Source organism: Streptomyces sp. NPDC001678, assembly GCF_042892945.1.
Classification (GTDB): Bacteria; Actinomycetota; Actinomycetes; order Streptomycetales; family Streptomycetaceae; genus Streptomyces.
On record NZ_JBIAUP010000013.1, the window covers coordinates 64,965 to 81,536 of the forward strand.

At 72.2% G+C, this 16,572-nt stretch carries 10 protein-coding genes; 6 read left to right on the plus strand and 4 right to left on the minus strand.

Annotation, left to right across the window (positions count from 1 at the left end; all coding sequences use genetic code 11):
- Nucleotides 1-110: 110 nt before the first annotated feature.
- On the plus strand, nucleotides 111-650 hold the full coding sequence (locus ACFYZR_RS24985) for a hypothetical protein (RefSeq protein ID WP_391913899.1): 540 nt from the start codon (nucleotides 111-113) through the stop codon (nucleotides 648-650).
- Nucleotides 651-713: 63 nt separating this feature from the next.
- Here ACFYZR_RS24985 and ACFYZR_RS24990 read toward each other — a convergent pair whose 3' ends face one another.
- A complete protein-coding gene (locus tag ACFYZR_RS24990) occupies nucleotides 714-1,109 on the minus strand; it encodes a DUF5997 family protein (protein WP_391913901.1) in 396 nt (131 codons plus the stop codon).
- A gap of 58 nt (nucleotides 1,110-1,167) precedes the next feature.
- Between ACFYZR_RS24990 and ACFYZR_RS24995 the strand changes: the two genes are divergently transcribed.
- From ACFYZR_RS24995 to ACFYZR_RS25005, 3 genes are all read left to right on the plus strand, one after another.
- A complete protein-coding gene (locus ACFYZR_RS24995) occupies nucleotides 1,168-1,995 on the plus strand; it encodes a LysR family transcriptional regulator substrate-binding protein (RefSeq protein ID WP_391913903.1) in 828 nt (275 codons plus the stop codon).
- A 211-nt stretch (nucleotides 1,996-2,206) separates the two neighbouring features.
- Nucleotides 2,207-3,265, plus strand: a complete 1,059-nt coding sequence (locus tag ACFYZR_RS25000) for a cation diffusion facilitator family transporter (RefSeq protein ID WP_391913905.1) — start codon at nucleotides 2,207-2,209, stop codon at nucleotides 3,263-3,265.
- A 251-nt stretch (nucleotides 3,266-3,516) separates the two neighbouring features.
- Nucleotides 3,517-11,136 carry a LamG-like jellyroll fold domain-containing protein gene (locus tag ACFYZR_RS25005; RefSeq protein ID WP_391913907.1) on the plus strand — a complete coding sequence of 2,540 codons (7,620 nt, stop codon included), beginning with the start codon at nucleotides 3,517-3,519 and terminating at the stop codon, nucleotides 11,134-11,136.
- Between the two features lie 58 nt (nucleotides 11,137-11,194).
- Here the strand turns inward: ACFYZR_RS25005 and ACFYZR_RS25010 are convergent, their stop codons facing one another.
- Genes ACFYZR_RS25010 through ACFYZR_RS25020 form a run of 3 tightly spaced genes read right to left on the minus strand, consistent with a single transcriptional unit; the run spans nucleotide 11,195 to nucleotide 15,217 of the window.
- The gene (locus ACFYZR_RS25010) at nucleotides 11,195-12,610 is read right to left on the minus strand and encodes an NAD-dependent malic enzyme (protein ID WP_391913909.1); all 1,416 of its coding nucleotides are present in this window, start codon (nucleotides 12,608-12,610) and stop codon (nucleotides 11,195-11,197) included.
- Between the two features lie 54 nt (nucleotides 12,611-12,664).
- Nucleotides 12,665-14,116, minus strand: coding sequence for an aspartate ammonia-lyase (gene aspA, locus ACFYZR_RS25015; protein WP_391913911.1), 1,452 nt, complete (start codon nucleotides 14,114-14,116; stop codon nucleotides 12,665-12,667).
- A gap of 54 nt (nucleotides 14,117-14,170) precedes the next feature.
- Nucleotides 14,171-15,217: an asparaginase gene (locus ACFYZR_RS25020; protein WP_391913913.1), complete on the minus strand. Its 1,047-nt coding sequence runs from the start codon at nucleotides 15,215-15,217 to the stop codon at nucleotides 14,171-14,173.
- A gap of 149 nt (nucleotides 15,218-15,366) precedes the next feature.
- Here ACFYZR_RS25020 and ACFYZR_RS25025 point away from each other — a divergent pair, with 149 nt between their 5' ends.
- Both ACFYZR_RS25025 and ACFYZR_RS25030 read left to right on the plus strand, forming a co-directional pair.
- The gene (locus tag ACFYZR_RS25025; protein ID WP_391913915.1) at nucleotides 15,367-15,822 is read left to right on the plus strand and encodes an Lrp/AsnC family transcriptional regulator; all 456 of its coding nucleotides are present in this window, start codon (nucleotides 15,367-15,369) and stop codon (nucleotides 15,820-15,822) included.
- Nucleotides 15,823-15,886: 64 nt separating this feature from the next.
- A complete protein-coding gene (locus ACFYZR_RS25030) occupies nucleotides 15,887-16,543 on the plus strand; it encodes a 1,4-alpha-glucan branching protein (RefSeq protein WP_391913917.1) in 657 nt (218 codons plus the stop codon).
- Nucleotides 16,544-16,572 lie beyond the last annotated feature (29 nt).

A 16,572-nucleotide genomic window follows, 5' to 3' on the forward strand; every position in this document is an offset into this window, starting at 1 on the left:
CCGCGCGGTCGCCCAGGGCATCCTCACCATGGCCCCGGGGGCCGCGCCGTGGCACGCTGACCGAAGCGCAGCCACCTGATAGGTCGCCAGGAACAGCCGGAGGAGGATTCGTGCTGTACGCCTTTGGATTCGAGCGGATCGGCGTCGTGGCCAGTGACCTCTACTTCATCGACCCCCACCCCACGCCGGGGCAGGAAGGCGCCGAGCACGGAGTGCGCCTGGAGATCCGGCTGCTCCGGCGAGAGCCCCTGACGGGAACCATCTACGCCGCGCGGCCCATCGTCGTCGACCGTCCCGTATGGCGGGCCGACCTCCTGGAGTCGGCCGACGGCCCCGCCGGAAGCCTGGACCGCGCCCATCACCACCCGAGGTTCGACGGCTGGAGCCCGGGCCCGCGGGTCTTCGACGAGGAACTGTCGGCCGCGCCCCTGGACTGGGTCGCCGGGAAGCTGACGAACCTGGACGCCCTGCTGGCGGAGTCCGGGGTGGCGGCGGACGAGGCCGGCCCGCACGACGCGGCGGAACTCCGTAACGCGACGCCCGACATCATCGCGGCCGTGCGCAAGCTGCTCGACGGCGTGGCCAAGGGCGAGCTGGCCCGCCCGCCGGCCGGGGAAAACCTCACCAGCGCCCGCGTCAGCTGGCTGTGAACGAGCGGAGGGCGCCCGGCCGCATACGGCCGGGCGCCCTCCGGGAGGCATGGACCAGGACCGTCAGCGGCCCTGCTGCTCCTGCTTCTGCTTGTTCTTCTCCTTGATGCGGACCGCTTCCTTGCGGACGTCCGCCTGGGTGGCGCGCTCCTTCTGGAGCCACTCCGGGGACTCCTGCTTCAGCGCCTCGATCTGCTCCGTGGTGAGCGCCTCGGTGATCCCGCCGCGGGCCAGACCCGAGATCGAGACACCGAGCTTCGCCGCGACCACCGGACGCGGGTGCGGGCCGTTCTGGCGCAGCTCGCGCAGCCACTCCGGCGGGTCGGCCTGAAGAGCGTTGAGCTCGTCGCGCGTGACGACACCCTCCTGGAACTCGGTGGGGGTGGCTTCGAGGTACACACCCAGCTTCTTCGCCGCGGTCGCGGGCTTCATGGTCTGGGTGCTCTGGTGCGACGTCATGCCGTCAAGGATATCGAGCGTGTGCGCCCCTTCCGACCACGCCCGGTAACCTGGCCGGGTGACAGGCTCGGAAGTACCCCCTACCCCGTTCCGGCTCGCCTACGTACCGGGCGCGACCCCCGCCAAATGGGTGCGGATCTGGAACGAGCGACTGCCGGACACCCCGCTGGACCTCATGGCGACGCCCGCCGCCGACGTACCGGACGTGCTGCGCCGCGGTGACGCCGACGCGGGGCTCGTCCGGCTGCCCGTCGACCGGGAGTACTTCAGCGCCATCCCTCTCTACACCGAGACCACGGTGGTGGTGATCCCCAAGGATCACCTCATCGCGGCGTTCGAGGAGGTGGCGCTGGCCGACCTGGCCGACGAGATCGTGTTCCACCCCCTCGACGACACCCTCGACTGGGAGAACGGGCTGCCGGGCCGCCCCGCGATCGAGCGCCCCGCCACCACGGGTGACGCCATCGAGCTCGTCGCGGCGAACGTGGGCGTGCTCCTCGTGCCGCAGTCGCTCGCCCGGCTGCACCACCGCAAGGACCTCACGTACCGGACGGTCACGGACGCCCCGCAGTCGAGCGTCGCGCTGTCGTGGCCCGAGGAGCGGACCACCGACATGGTGGACGATTTCATCGGGATCGTCCGCGGCCGCACCGTGAACAGCTCCCGGGGCCGCCGCCCCGGCGCGGCCGAGCAGCCGAAGGACCAGCGCAAGGAGAAGCGCCCGGAGCAGGGCGGCGCCCGGCGCAAGCCGGCGACCGGCAAGACGGCGGGGAAGACGGCGGGCAGGAGCGGCGCGGGCGCCAAGGGCACCCGGGGCGCCTCCGGCGGCTCCCGCTCCGCCGCCTCCCGGACCGCCAAGCGCGGCAAGCCCGGCCGCCGGGGGTGAGGGCGGCAGCGGGTGGCCGGCACGGTGTTCGCCGAATGGTTCTGAAAGCGATTACCAGCTGCATCGCAAGCCTCGCTTCTCGGGGATAAAACCGCAGGTCAGATGGGTGTTAACGGTATTGGAAACCGATGCCGTTGCAGCCTTTGCACACCCCGCGATCCATGTTGTTCACTCGCTGGCGAAGCCCCCGACGAGGCAGCCAGGAGGCACCGTGCCCGGCCACACCCATACCCATGATCACGCCCCCGGCGGAGGCGCCCACAGCCATGACCACGGCTCCGGGCACGACGGGCACGGCGGCCACAGCCACGGCGTCGCCGCCGACGCCGACCGCCGGTGGCTGACCATCGCCCTGACGCTGATCACCGTGTTCATGGCCGCCGAGGTCACCATCGGCATCCTCGCCCGCTCCCTGGCGCTGATCTCCGACGCGGCCCATATGCTCACCGACGCCGCCTCGATCGTGCTCGCGCTCATCGCGATGCGGCTGGCGGCCCGGCCCGCCCGCGGCGGCTACACCTACGGCCTCAAGCGCGCCGAGATACTCTCCGCCCAGGCCAACGGCCTCACGCTCGTCCTCCTCGCCGCCTGGCTCGGCTATGAGGCCGTGCGCCGCCTGATCAACCCGCCCGACGTCGAGGGCGGCTTGGTACTCGCCACCGCGCTCGTCGGCATCGTCGTCAACATCGTGGCCGCGTGGTGCATCTCCAAGGCCAACCGCAGCTCGCTGAACGTCGAGGGCGCCTTCCAGCACATCCTCAACGACCTCTACGCCTTCATCGGCACCGCCGTCGCCGGACTCGTCGTCATGCTCACCGGCTTCGCCCGCGCCGACGCCATCGCCACCCTCGCCGTCGTCGTCCTCATGCTCAAGGCCGGCATCGGCCTGATCAGGGCCTCCGGCCGGATCTTCCTGGAGGCCGCCCCCGCCGGCATCGACCCCGACGCGGTCGGCGACCGCATGGCCGCCGCCGGCCAGGTCGTAGAGATCCACGACCTCCACATCTGGCAGATCACCTCCGGCCAGCCAGCCCTGTCGGCCCACGTCCTGGTCACCCCCGACGGCGACTGCCACACCGTGCGCCGCCGCCTCCAGCACCAGCTGCGCGAGGACTACGGCATCACCCACGCCACCCTCCAGGTCGACCACCTCGGCGAGGACCGGGACGAGGAGGCACTCCTGCAGATCGCCGCCGCCCCGACGGGCCACCGGGCGCACGCCGAGGACACCCACGGCCCCGTCCACCGGCCCGGCTCCCACGACCACTGAGCCGACCGGAACGACCCCCACTCCGCCCGGTGCCCGCGAAGCCTGCCTTCGCGGGCACCGGGCGGACGTCGTTACCGGCGCCGTTTCCGGACACAGTGGCGCGATGACTCCCTTGACGGGGAATTCCCGCTGGTCAATCGTGTGACGGCCGCGCACGCCCGGGGGAGCGGGCGCAGGCCGCAAGGGGCCGGTCGGCCCTTTGCCCCACGACTTCCGGCGTGCACGGCCGCACGCCCTCCCGAGGAGAGTTCTTGTCCGGCGAGCAGCACTTGCTGAAGGTCTACAGCGACCGTTCCTACGTCCACACCACCACCGTTCGCCACCAGGGCACCACCGTCGCCCTGGCCATGGACGACCGGCGGCGCATCGTCTACACCGTGCTGGACCTGGCCCGGCACGACGAGGCCAAGGGCGAGCTCGACGCCGCCTACTGGTCGGAGAACCCGCTCCCGCTCCGCTTCCCCTCCGAGATCACGGACGTGGGCTTCGCCGCTGTCGGCACCACCGCGCTGCCCGTCGTCAAGAACGGCGGCAGAGTGGAGGCGGCGCCCGGCGAGCGGCTGGACGCCGAGGAGACCGACCCCTTCCTGTCCACGACCGCCCGGCTCACCGCCCCGGCCCCCTTCCACGCCCTCTCCGACGGCACCCACATCGTCGTCCTGCGCCAGTCCGTCGCCGCCGGTCACCCCGACGCCGTCCACAAGCTGACCGGCGGGGCCTCCTCCGGCGACCCGGACCGCACCGACTACGTCAAGGACGCCACCGGGGCCAAGGTGCCCCTCGTCGCCGACACCCTCCTGTGCGACCGGTTCTTACTCGTCGGCGGCGAGCTCAAGCCCGTCCTGGAGGCCCGCTACCGCCGTAGCCGCCACCGCACCCGGCCCGACTCCGCCAAGGACAGCCTGGGCACCACCGACATGGAAGGCCGCCCCTTCCACGAGCCCACGCAGGAGCTGTCGTTCGTCCGCCACCTCACCGGCGGGCGCTTCACCGCCCTGCTCGTCCCCACCGCCGTCCACGGACAGCAGCGCTGGCAGATCTTCGCGCACAACGACGCCACGGGCCGCGTCGACTCCTTCAACGTCGAGCAGGGCAAGGACGGCCTGTTCAACCTCCAGGGCACCCAGGCCTGGACCAGCCCCGACCCCGCCCACCGGGACGCCGTCTACGAACCGGGCCCCGGCACCTGCCCGTTCACCGGCCTGCCCCTGATTCCGGTCGTGAGCTCGGAGGGCCACGCCGAGACAGCGCTGGCCTTTGGCGAGGGCGACGCCCACGTGCGAATCCCGCAGGGACCCGAGCTCGCCGGGCGCGACTTCACCGTCGAGTTCTGGGCACGGCGCACCGCCCACGGCCGCCAGGAGTTCCTGGTGGGCCACGGCGACGAGGCCGGCAGCCCGCGCAACTCCCTCCACATCGGCTTCCGCGAGGACAACCGCTTCACCTTCGCCTTCTACGCCGAGGACCTCAACACCGACGTACGGACCGAGGACACCGCCTGGCACCACTACGCCTGCGTCTACGAGCACGCCGCCCTCAGGCAGACCGTCTACCGCGACGGCGAGCAGGCCGGCAGCCGCACCATGGACGGCGGCTACACCGGCACCGGCGCCCTGCTGCTGGGCCGCGCCCTCGCCCAGGGCGCCCGCGCCGAGCTGGACGAGGTACGGATCTGGGACCGCGCCCGCACCGCCGACGAGCTCAACCGCGACAAGAGCGTCCGCCTCATAGGCAACGACCCCGGCCTCGTCGCCTACTACCGCTTCGACGAGGGCTCCGGCACCCGCCTCCACGACCAGACCGACCACGCCCGCCACGGCGAACTCCTCGGTGGCCCGAAGTGGGTGACCTCCGAGGCCCCCATCGGCGACCACCCCGGCGTGCGCCGCGACAGCTTCGCCGTCGCCGGCCGGAAGACCGTCTCCGGGCTCTCCGCCGTCCTGTACCACCAGCAGGAGGAGACCACCACCGGCTACGGCCAGGAGCCCAAGCCCGCCAAGCGCCAGGCCCGCGTCCTGCTGTCGTACGCCACCACCGGACCCGACCCGAGGACGGGCGCGGAGACCGGGGACGCGTACCTCGCCACGGTCGACTTCGGCGTCGGGCGCGACGGTCGCCTCGCACAGGTGCCGGACGAGCTGGCGCTGCCGGTGCTCGCCGCGCCGGAGGGCAGCGCCGACGTCGAGACGATCAGCGAGCTGGACGCCCGGATACGGGAGCTGGTCCGGGACATCACGGCCAAGGAGACCGAGGTCGGCGAGCTCGGCCGGCAGACCGCGGGTGTGCCGGAGCTGGAGCTCCAGCGCGAGATGTACTACCAGTACTCGCAGGACCTCAGCGGCTGGGCGTTCCGCCTGCGTTTCAAGAACACCCGGGACGGCAAGCCGCAGTACCTCGCGGTCAAGGGCGACGGGCAGGGCCAGGGCGACTACCCGCCGCTGATCCGGACCGGCGACAAGGACGCGAAGTCGGCACTCTGGACCCTCCAGTTCCCACCGTCCTGGAGCGGGCCGACCCCCTACCACGTGCTCAACCTCCACACCGGCAAGGACATGAACGTCTCCGGCGCGAGCACGGCCAACGACGGTGAGCTCATCATCTACCGCCGGGAAGCCGGTGCCTCGAACAGCCTCTTCACCCTCGATTACGATCCCGACGGCTACAGCGCCCTGGTCAACCGGAAGAGCGGGAAGACCGTCTGCGCCCCCGACCGGCTCGGCGACCGCGTCGTCCAGTACGACTCCGCCACCGTCACCGAGTCCGGCGAAGGGCTCCTCGCCTTCGAGCGCGTCCGCCTCCACGACCTCGGCAGCCCCGACATCCGCGACGCGGGCAAGCGCGTGGAGGCCCTCGACGCCCAGCTCGCCGAGCTCCGCCCGCAGCGCGAACTGCTGGAGCGGCGCCGCCGCGAGATCGAGGCCGACCAGGCCGAGCTGACCGCCAAGCGCGACGAGCTCGCCCGCCTCACCGGCGGCCTCAAGGGCGCCGACGACATCGCGCTGCCCGTACCCCAGCTCTCCCTCGACCGCACCGGCCTGAGCGCCTCCGGCGCGCTGCTGGCCTTCGCCCGCTCGGCCGACCGGCCGTACCTCCTGGACAGCGCCACCGGCAACGTCGTGCTGTACTTCCGCGGCACCAACGGGCAGTTCTTCGCCACCTACTACGACACCACGGTCCTGCGCTCCTCCCGCCGGCTGACGGCCGGCGACGGCCAGGGTGTCACCTTCACCGCCCGCGACTCCGGCACCGGCCTGGGCTCGGTCACGATCCGCGTCACCGCCGGTGACGGACCCGGCCTGTGCGACATGACCATCGAGCGGGGCGAGGAGCGCGAGACCTGGGAGGGGCTGCCGCGCCACGCGGCCGACTTCGCCGCCATCGTCAACGGCACGCCGGAGGAGCCCGTCACGATCGGCGCGGTGAAGTCGTTCGACGCGACCAGCAGACTCCTGTCCGGCGGCAAGGCCGGCGACGTGATCGGCGGTGAGCTCCGGCTCGCCGAACCCCTCTCCGTCGCCCTGCCCGTCGGCACGCCCGTCACCGTCGGCGGCCACCTCTACCTCACCGAGGGCCGGCACGCGTCCGGGGCCACCACGCTCCGGCTGGACGCCGGCGAGGGCGGCCCCGAGCCGCAGCCGGGCGAGCCCGTCCAGCGGCTGCGCCACGACCACCGCCGCGCCTCCTCCAACCGCCCCGGCGTCCCGCTCTCGGCGGGCTCCCGGCTGGTGCTGGCCGACCCGGGTACGGCCCGGGAGGTCCCGCTCGGTGAGGTCTCGGACCTCGTCGCCGGGCACGGCTGCCGCTGGCGCGCCGACAAGCCCGGCCGGGCGTACTCCTTCGACGGGCAGCGGAACGTCCTCACCCTGCCGCAGGAGCGGCTGGACCGGGTGGCCGTGGCCCGCGACCTGACGCTGGAGGCGTGGGTCAACCCCGAGTCGGTGTCCGGCGCGGCCAGGATCGTCCACGCCGGCACCGGCGACGTCCCGTACACCCTCGGCCTGCTCGCCCCGGCGGCGACCGTTGTGCCCGCCCTGGCCTTCGACGGCAGGAGTGGCGTGGCCATGACCGAGAACGGCTTCAGCCTCGCCGGCCAGTCCTTCACGGTGGAGTTCTGGGCCCGGCGCACCACGGAATGGAACGGCAAGGCGCAGTACGTCGTCGGCCACGGCACCTCGCAGGGCACCACCAGAGGAGCCCTGCACATCGGCTGGCGCGAGGGCAGCGCCTTCACCTTCGGCTTCTACGGCGACGACCTCACCACCACCTACGGTCAGGACTACGCGGGCTGGCACCACTGGGCCTGCGTCTTCGACGCGACCACCCGGGAGCAGGTGATCTACCGGGACGGCGTCGCCGAGGACCGGCGCATCGCCACGGGCACGTACCAGGGCGACGGCCTCTTCAGCTTCGGCAGCCACTTCGGCGGCTGGGTGCCCGACTACGCGGCCGTGGAGATGGACGAGGTCCGGCTCTGGGGCACCGCCCGCACCGCCGCGGAGATCCGGGACCGCAAGAACGTACGACTGACGGGCAAGGAGCCCGGCCTGATGGGTTACTGGCCCTGCGGCGACCCGCTCGACCAGGTGGGCGGCAAGCCCGGCGTCCTGGACCGCTCCGGCAACAACCGCCATGTCTACCTGCGCGGCGGCGTCACCACCGCGACCACGACCGCCGAGATCAAGCAGGCCGTGGACACGACGTACCGCGTCGTCGCCGGGGCCGGTGACCGGCTGGTGGCCACCCGCGACACCTTCGCCCCGCACGAGTGGACCCACCTCGCCGCCGCCTACGAGCAGTCCTGGGCCGTCGAGCTCTCCGACGGCGCGTATCTGGAGACGCCCGACAACGACGCGCTCGACATCGCCGGCGACCTCACCGTCGAGGTCTTCTGCCGCGTCGCCGCCCTCGGCGCGACGCAGGGCCTGCTCTCCAAGGGCCGTACGGCAGACGGCTCCGGCGGCAGCGTCCCGTACCGGCTGCTCGTCCTGCCCGACGGAAAGCTGGAGTTCGGCTTCGAGGAGCCGGACGGCAGGCTCGTGCGCTTCACCTCCACCGAGGCCGTTGCCGCCGGAACGTTCCACCGCCTCGCCGTCGTCCGCAAGAGCGGCCGGTCGATGCAGGAGCGCAAGGGCAACAAGGAGATCACGGGCGCGGGCGCCGACGGCAAGCCCGTCAAGCAGACCGTCGAGCTCGTGGAGTCCGTCGACGTCCAGGAGTGGCAGGACATCCGCTTCTTCATCGACGGCCGTGAGGCCGGCTCCGCCCGCTACGAGGGGCCCGGCGCCAAGGGCAACACCGGCACGCTCGACATCGGCCGGGCCCGCACGGGCCTGGACGTCCACTCCTTCACCGGCGTCGTCGCCGAGGTCCGGCTGTGGGGCCTCGCCCGTGACGCCGCGCAGCTCGGCACGCCCGTCTCCGCCCGCGACCGCGGCCTGACCGCCCAATGGCGCTTCGAGGAGAACGCCGGGAACACCGCAGCCGACACCACCGGCTCGCACCCCGCCCGGCTGCGCGGCGCCCGCTGGACCCGCAACCCCGACCCGCGCGGCAGCGCCTTCCGGATCTACCGCAACGGCGTCTCCGTGGCCTGCGACCCCCTCGACGGCAAGGACTTCACCGACTACGGCGACACCCAGCTCTCCCTCGGCGCCCGGATCGAGGACGGCGAGATCACCCAGCCCTTCCACGGCATCCTGGAGGAGGTGCGCCTCTGGCGCACCGCCCGCACCCAGGAACAGGTCCTCGACAACCTCTTCACCCGGCTCAAGGGCGAGAAGGAGGACCTGATCGCCTACTGGTCCTTCGACCGCGCCTCCACCGACGAGAGCGCGAACCTGGTCCGCGACGAGGGCCTGCGCGGCAACGACCTCACCCTGGCCGCCGCCCCTCGCCGCCCCGCCGCCGTCCTGTCCACCGCGCCCGTCTCCAGCGACACCGCCCAGGTCCGCTCGGCCCTGGCCGCCATGCGCACCCCCTTCCACGAGACGGTCTCCGGCGCGCCCGCCGTCGCCGAGTACGCGGACATGCAGTACACCGCCAAGGGCGAGGCCTTCGGCGTGCTCAAGCGCGCGTACGGCTACCTGCGCGACGGCCGCTGGCACCTGGTCACCGGCTACAAGGTCGGCGACCTGGTCAGCGAATGGGTCAGCCAGGTGCAGTTCGCCCCCCAGCTCGTCGGCTACATCGAGGGCGCGCCCCCGGTGCCGTCGGAGAACCTCACCCCCAACACCGTCGACCCCGACCGCGCCACCTACGACGGGGTGGCGTCGGTGGAGTTCACCCAGGCCGAACAGGTCGTCCACTCGCTGTCGTCGGCCAAGGAACGCAGCGTCGACGCCGCGTTCAGCTTCGCCCTCTCCAACGAGGTCGACGTCGACATGTGGATGATCGCCGCACCGCTGGGCTTCGGCGTCGCCAAGTCCATGGCCAAGGCCAAGGTGTCGGTGGGCGTGCGCGGCAGCCTGGAGTTCTCCAACAGCTGGGCCGACGAGACCGCCGTCTCCCAGGGCGAGAACACCTCCCGCGCCATGAAGGTCGACCTCTCCGGCAGCTGGGAGGACCCGCTGAAGCCCCTCAACGCCGCGCTCGGCCGCCGCTACATCCCCGTCAACACCGGCTTCGCGCTCGTCCAGTCCCAGACCGCCGACGTCTTCGCGTTGCGCCTGGCGCACAGCGGCTCCCTCGTCGCCTACCGCATCCAGCCCAACCCGGACATCCCCAAGGACTGGAACGTCGTCCCCTTCCCCATCAACCCCCGCTACACCAAGCAGGGCACGCTGGACGGCGCGGTCGGCTACGACGAGCGCGGCAAGGTCCTCGATCCCGACTACGCGGGCGCCCGGGACCACGGCGAGTACAGCTACTACAAGCCGCGCGAGGCCTACGCCGTCAAGCGCCGCATCCAGCGCGAACAGCAGCGGCTGCGCGGCTACTACGAGTCCGTGTCGACCGAGACCCACGCCCCCGACCCCACCGCCGAGCGGGCGGGCCGGGTGCTGGGCGGCGCGATCGGCGGCGACACCGCGCCGGGCAAGGGCCGGGACACCGCCGGGAACACCACCGGCGACGGTTTCTCCCGGCGCGATCTCGTCAACACCTATGTCTGGACGGCCGACGGCGGATTCTTCGCCGAGACCACCGAGACCACCGACGCGGTCAGCGAGACGACCTCCGGCTCGTACTCACTGTCCGGCTCGGTGGGCGCGTCCGTCGGCACGTCCTTCGACATCATGGGCGTCGGGATCAACGCCCAGCTCGACGCGGCCGTCGGCGGCGGCATGTCCGTCACCCGGGCCCGCGGCAAGGAGGCCACCCGCTCCTTCGGACTGAACGTCACCTGCTCACCGTCCGGCAACGTCCAGCAGTACGACGCCAACCGCAAGCCCGTCTTCGACGCCGACGGCAAGCCCGTCAACGCGGCCGGCAAGGTGGACGCCTACCGGTTCCTCAGCTTCTACCTGGGCGAGGACACCGAGCACTTCGACACCTTCTTCCACAAGGTCGTCGACCCCACCTGGCTGGAGAACGGCACCGACCCCAACGCGGCCGCGCTGCGCCAGGCGCGTCAGTCGGACCGCAAGCCGCCGTGCTGGCGCGTGATGCACCGCGTCACGTTCGTCAGCCGGCTGCTGCCGCCGGTGGCCGGGGCGGAGGCCCCGCCGCTGGAGCGGGCCATGCGGCAGCTCGACGTGGAGAGCAACTACGAGCTCGTCCGCCGCCTCGACCCGTACGTCAAGGGCGCTGCCACCAGCCTGGCCGGGCTCACGGAGGCCGTGCGCACGGCCCTCGCCACGCACCTGCCCGAGCTGAGCCCCCACGCGGCGGACGTGACCGGATTCCTCGCCCAGTACTACGGAGTGGAGGCCTGATCCGCTGATCCGGTCCCGGGGCCGGCCCATGTGGCCGGTCCCGGGACCGTTGCGTTTGCTACCGCTCCTGGCCGACGGCCAGCGCCGCGCGCTTGACCGCCGAGGCCACGGCTTCCGTCGCCTTCGCGTTGAAGACGCTGGGGATGATGTAGTTGGCGTTGAGTTCGTCCTCGGCGACGACGTCGGCCAGGGCGCGGGCGGCGGCGAGCATCATGGTGGTGTTGACGGTGCGGGACTGGGCGTCCAGCAGGCCGCGGAAGACGCCGGGGAAGACCAGCACGTTGTTGATCTGGTTCGGGAAGTCCGAACGCCCGGTCGCCACCACCGCCGCGGTCTTGCGGGCGATGCCCGGGTCGACCTCCGGGTCCGGGTTGGCCAGCGCGAACACGATGCCGTTCTCGGCCATCGCGGCCACGTCGTCGCCGTCCAGGACGTTCGGGGCGGAGACGCCGATGAAGACGTCCGCGCCGCGCACGGCCTCCTTCAGGGTGCCGGTGACGCCCTCGGGGTTGGTGTTGTCCGCGATCCACCGCAGCGCCGACTGGGGCCCGGCCGAGACCAGGTCCGGGCGGGCGGTGTGGACCACGCCGTGGATGTCGGCGACCACCGCGTGCCGCACCCCGGCCGCGATCAGCAGCTTCAGGATCGCCGTACCGGCCGCGCCCGCACCGGACATGACGACCCGTACGTCACCGATGTTCTTGCCCACCACGCGCAGCGCGTTGGTCAGGGCGGCCAGGACGACGATGGCGGTGCCGTGCTGGTCGTCGTGGAAGACCGGGATGTCCAGCGCCTCGCGCAGCCGCGCCTCGATCTCGAAGCAGCGGGGGGCGGAGATGTCCTCGAGGTTGATGCCGGCGAAGCCGGGGGCGATGGCCTTGACGATCTCGACGATGGCGTCGGAGTCCTGGGTGTCCAGGCAGATCGGCCAGGCGTCGATGCCGGCGAAGCGCTTGAACAGGGCGGCCTTGCCCTCCATCACGGGCAGGGCGGCCTTGGGGCCGATGTTGCCCAGCCCGAGGACGGCGGAGCCGTCGGTGACCACGGCGACGCTGTTGCGCTTGATGGTCAGGCGGCGGGCGTCCTCGGGGTTCTCGGCGATGGCCATGCACACGCGGGCGACACCGGGGGTGTAGACCATGGAGAGGTCGTCGCGGTTGCGGATGGGGTGCTTGGAGGCCATCTCGATCTTGCCGCCGAGGTGCATCAGGAAGGTGCGGTCGGAGACCTTGCCCAGGACGACGCCCTCGATGCCGCGGAGCTTCTCGACGATCTCGTCGGCGTGCTCGGTCGAGGTGGTGGCCATGGTGACGTCGATACGCAGCTTCTCGTGCCCGGAAGCGGTCACGTCCAGACCGGTCACGGACCCACCGGAGGACTCCACGGCCGTGGTCAGCTCACTGACCGCGGTCCCCGACACGGGAACCTCCAGCCGGACCGTCATCGAATACGAGACGCTAGGCGCCGTTGCCATGGGGGTACTTCTTCTTTCTGTTTCTGGGACGGAGTACGGAGCGGGCCGCGGCGATCAGCCGTGGACGGCCACGGAGTGGGGGCGGGCGAGGTTGTCCGGGTGGAGGATCTCCTCGAGCCGCTCCGGGGTGAGCAGGCCCTTGGCCAGGACGAGGTCACGGACGGAGGCGCCGGTGGTCAGGGCCTCCTGGGCGACGGCGGTGGCCTTCTCGTACCCGATGTGCGGGTTGAGGGCGGTGGCCAGGCCGATGGACTGCCCGACCAGCTGGGCCAGGTGCTCGCGGTTGGCGGTGATGCCGGTGACGCACCGCTCGGCCAGCGTCAGACAGCCGGAGCTCAGGTGGGCGATGCTCTTGAGGAGGCTGTGGGCGATGACCGGCTCGAAGGCGTTGAGCTGGAGCTGGCCGGACTCGGCGGCCATGGTGACGGTCACGTCGTTGCCGATGACCTCGAAGGCGATCTGGTTGACGACCTCGGGGATCACCGGGTTGACCTTGCCGGGCATGATGCTCGAACCCGCCTGCACCGGCGGCAGGTTGATCTCGGCGAGGCCGGCGCGCGGGCCGCAGGAGAGCAGCCGCAGGTCGTTGCAGGTCTTGGAGAGCTTGACGGCGATCCGCTTGAGCACGCCGGACAGCTGGACGAACGCGCCCATGTCCTGGGTGGCCTCGACGAGGTCACCGGCGACGCTCAGCGGGACGCCCGTGATCGCGCCGAGGTGGCGGCAGGCGAGCTCCGGGTACTCGGGGTGGGCGTTGAGGCCGGTGCCGATGGCGGTGCCACCGAGGTTGATCTCCCGGAGCAGGGCGCGGGCCTCCTCCAGGCGGGCCCGGTCCTCGGCCAGCATCACGGCGTACGCGGCGAACTCCTGGCCCAGCGTCATGGGCACCGCGTCCTGGAGCTGGGTGCGGCCCATCTTGAGGACGTCCGCGAACTCCTCCGCCTTGGCGGCGAAGGCCAGGCGCAGGGTCTCCATGGCCTCCAGCAGCCGGTCGGCGGCGAGCTGGAGGGAGAGCCGGACGGCGGTGGGGTAGACGTCGTTGGTGCTCTGCCCCGCGTTGACGTCCTCCAGGGGGTGGAGGCGACGGTAGTCGCCCTTGGCGTGGCCGAGGTGCTCCAGCGCCCGGTTGGCGATGACCTCGTTGGCGTTCATGTTGGTGGAGGTGCCGGCGCCGCCCTGGATCACGTCGACGACGAAGTGGTCGTGGAGGCGGCCCGCGCGGATCTCCTCACAGGCCCGCACGATGGCGTCCGCCTTGTCGCCGGGCAGCAGGCCCAGGTCGCGGTTGGCCTGCGCGGCGGCCTGCTTGACGGCGGCCAGGGCGGTGACCAGGTCGGGGTAGACGGCGATCGGGGTCCCCGTGATGGGGAAGTTCTCCACGGCCCGCAGGGTGTGGACGCCGTAGTACGCGTGGGCGGGGACGTCCCGGTCGCCGAGGAGGTCGTGCTCGCTGCGGAACGGGGCGCTGTCGGGTGCGGTGGCGGGGTGGGGGACGGAGGCCGTCATCAGGGTCCGATCGGGTGCGGTGGCGGTGGGGGGAGACCGTGGGGGTGGGGGTGATCAGGCGTTCGCGTACGGCGCAGGGTGCGCCTCGGCCGCCGGTCCGGCGTGCGCCTCGGCGGCCGGCGCGGGGGAGCCGAGGGCCTGGCGCAGGGCCCGGTCGCGCGCGGCCGGGTCGGTGGCGGCGAGCGTCGCCGCGAGGACGGCTATGCGGGCCTGGCCGGCGCGCAGGGTGCCGGTGAGCACGGCTCCGCCGGCGACGAGGTCCACGGCACCGCCGTGGGTGTAGATCTCGGCGACCGGCCCGCTGGGCACACGCGTGGACACGGCGACGAGCACACCGCGCGAGGCCGCGCCGGCGACGGCAGCGGCCATCTCGGGGGTGGCGTTGCCCGCGCCGGTCGCGACCAGGACGATGCCCTGGGCGCCCGCGCCGACGGCGGTGTCGAACAGAAGCGTGTCCGCGTCGCAGTGGTGCATGACCACGTCGACCCGGGGGAGCGGCCCGTCCGCCGCCGGCAGCGGGAGGGGCTCCGGCCGCTCGGGCCGCCGGTGGACGACGACACCGCCGGTGCCCACGTCGGCGATCCGGCTCCCGGACGGGTCGGCGAAGGCGTCGGCGGCCAGCGTCCGCACCTTGATCGTGCCGCGCGCGGCGTGCACCTGGCCGTCGAAGGCGACGAGCACACCGAGGCCGCGGACCGAGGAGGCGGTCAGCAGGGCGTCGTGGAGGTTGCGCGGCCCGTCGCCGGTGGGGTCCTCAAGGGGCAGCTGGGCGCCGGTGAAGACCACCGGGCGGGGGTCGCCGTGATGGAGGTCCACGAAGAAGGCGGACTCCTCCAGGGTGTCCGTGCCGTGGGTGACGACGATGCCGTCCACGTCCGGGTCGGCCAGCACCTCGTGCACCGTGCGCAGCAGCGCGAGCTGGTCGGCGCTGGTCAGCCGGGCGCTGTTGACGCTCATCAGGTCCACGACCCGCACGGTCACGCCGTCGGGCACGGCGGCCGTCGCGAGGACGTCCCCGCCCTTGGCGTCGGCGGCGAAGCCCGACCCCTGCCAGCGGCTGGCGATCGTTCCGCCTGTGCTGATGACGACGACCTGTCCCACGTCGGCTCACTTCTGCTCGTAGTTCGTCACCGCAGCGCGCGCCGGGGGCGTACGCCGGTTCTGGACGGGGCAACGATATGACGAATCGGGCGCAATCGGTTTGCCATGTCGAGCGCGGTGACGCCCATTGCGTGGTGGATAATTGCGCAATGGATCAGATCGACAGGAATATCTTGCGTGAGCTCCAGAACGACGGGCGGCTGACCATCCAGGACCTCGCCCAGCGCGTGGGTCTCACCTCGTCCCCCTGTATGCGCCGCGTCCGCCAGCTGGAACAGGACGGAGTCATCCAGGGCTACCGGGCGGTCATCGACCCGGAGGCCGTCGGACGCGGCTTCGAAGTGCTCGTCTCCATCGAGGTCAAGCGCGACCGCGAGGCGGTCGAGCAGTTCGAGGCCGCGCTCCAGGACATCCCCGACGTGATCGAGGCGTACCGCCTCTTCGGCAGCCCGGGCTGTCTGCTGCGCATCGCGGTCGCCGACATCACCGCCTACGAGCGGCTGTGGATCGAGCGCCTCACCACGCTGTCGGGCATCACCGAGGTCAACTCGCAGATCATCATGAAGCGGATCAAGGAGCCGCGAGGCCTTCCGGTCGACGACTGACGTCGCACATGATGAGGAGTCATACACCGCTCAACCACCGCTCGACGAAAGAGAACCCAGAGGCATGGCTGTCATCCACCGCACCACCCTCACCCCCACCAAGGACGAGCTGCTCACCTCCTGGCTGCCCTCCCGGCCGTGGTACCGCCCCGGAACCGGCGCGCCGCGGCTGAGCAAGGCGGGCGGCTTCCGGCTGGACGACCCGGCCGGGGAGGTCGGGATCGAGTTCATGGTGACGACCGACACGGCGGGCCCGGAACCGGTCGCCTACCTGGTGCCGCTCACCTATCGGGGCGCCCCGCTGGAGGGGGCGGAGGACGCCCTCGTCGGGACCATGGAGCACGGCGTGCTGGGCAAGCGCTGGGCCTACGACGGCTGCCACGACCCGGTGTTCACCGCCGGGCTCCTCGCCCTGATCGAGGGCCGGGCCCAGGCCCAGGCCCAGAGCGTCAACGACACCCCCGACCACGAGATCGCCCGTTCCTTCAGCGGCCGGGGCCCCGTGACCGCGGCCTTCGCCTCCGTCACCGACGACGCGGAGTCCACCGAGCTGACGGACGCGCCGCACGGTGTGGCGCTCCGTCTGCACCGGGTGCTGCGCCCCGGTCCGGACACCCCGCCCGAGGGCGCGGCCGGCCATGTCCTGGGCTGGTGGCAGCTCCAGGACGGCACCCGCGCCCGGGGCCTCTTCGCCACCCTGCGCACCGACTCGCGGGGCTGAGCCGCTCCGCCGCCGCACCCGGCTCCGGC

Coding starts and splice junctions, on each gene's coding strand:
- ACFYZR_RS24990 (WP_391913901.1), bottom strand. CDS start 1,109: ATGACGTCGCACCAGAGCACCCAGACCATGAAGCCCGCGACCGCGGCG.
- ACFYZR_RS25010 (WP_391913909.1), bottom strand. CDS start 12,610: ATGGCAACGGCGCCTAGCGTCTCGTATTCGATGACGGTCCGGCTGGAG.
- aspA (WP_391913911.1), bottom strand. CDS start 14,116: ATGACGGCCTCCGTCCCCCACCCCGCCACCGCACCCGACAGCGCCCCG.
- ACFYZR_RS25025 (WP_391913915.1), top strand. CDS start 15,367: ATGGATCAGATCGACAGGAATATCTTGCGTGAGCTCCAGAACGACGGG.
- ACFYZR_RS25030 (WP_391913917.1), top strand. CDS start 15,887: ATGGCTGTCATCCACCGCACCACCCTCACCCCCACCAAGGACGAGCTG.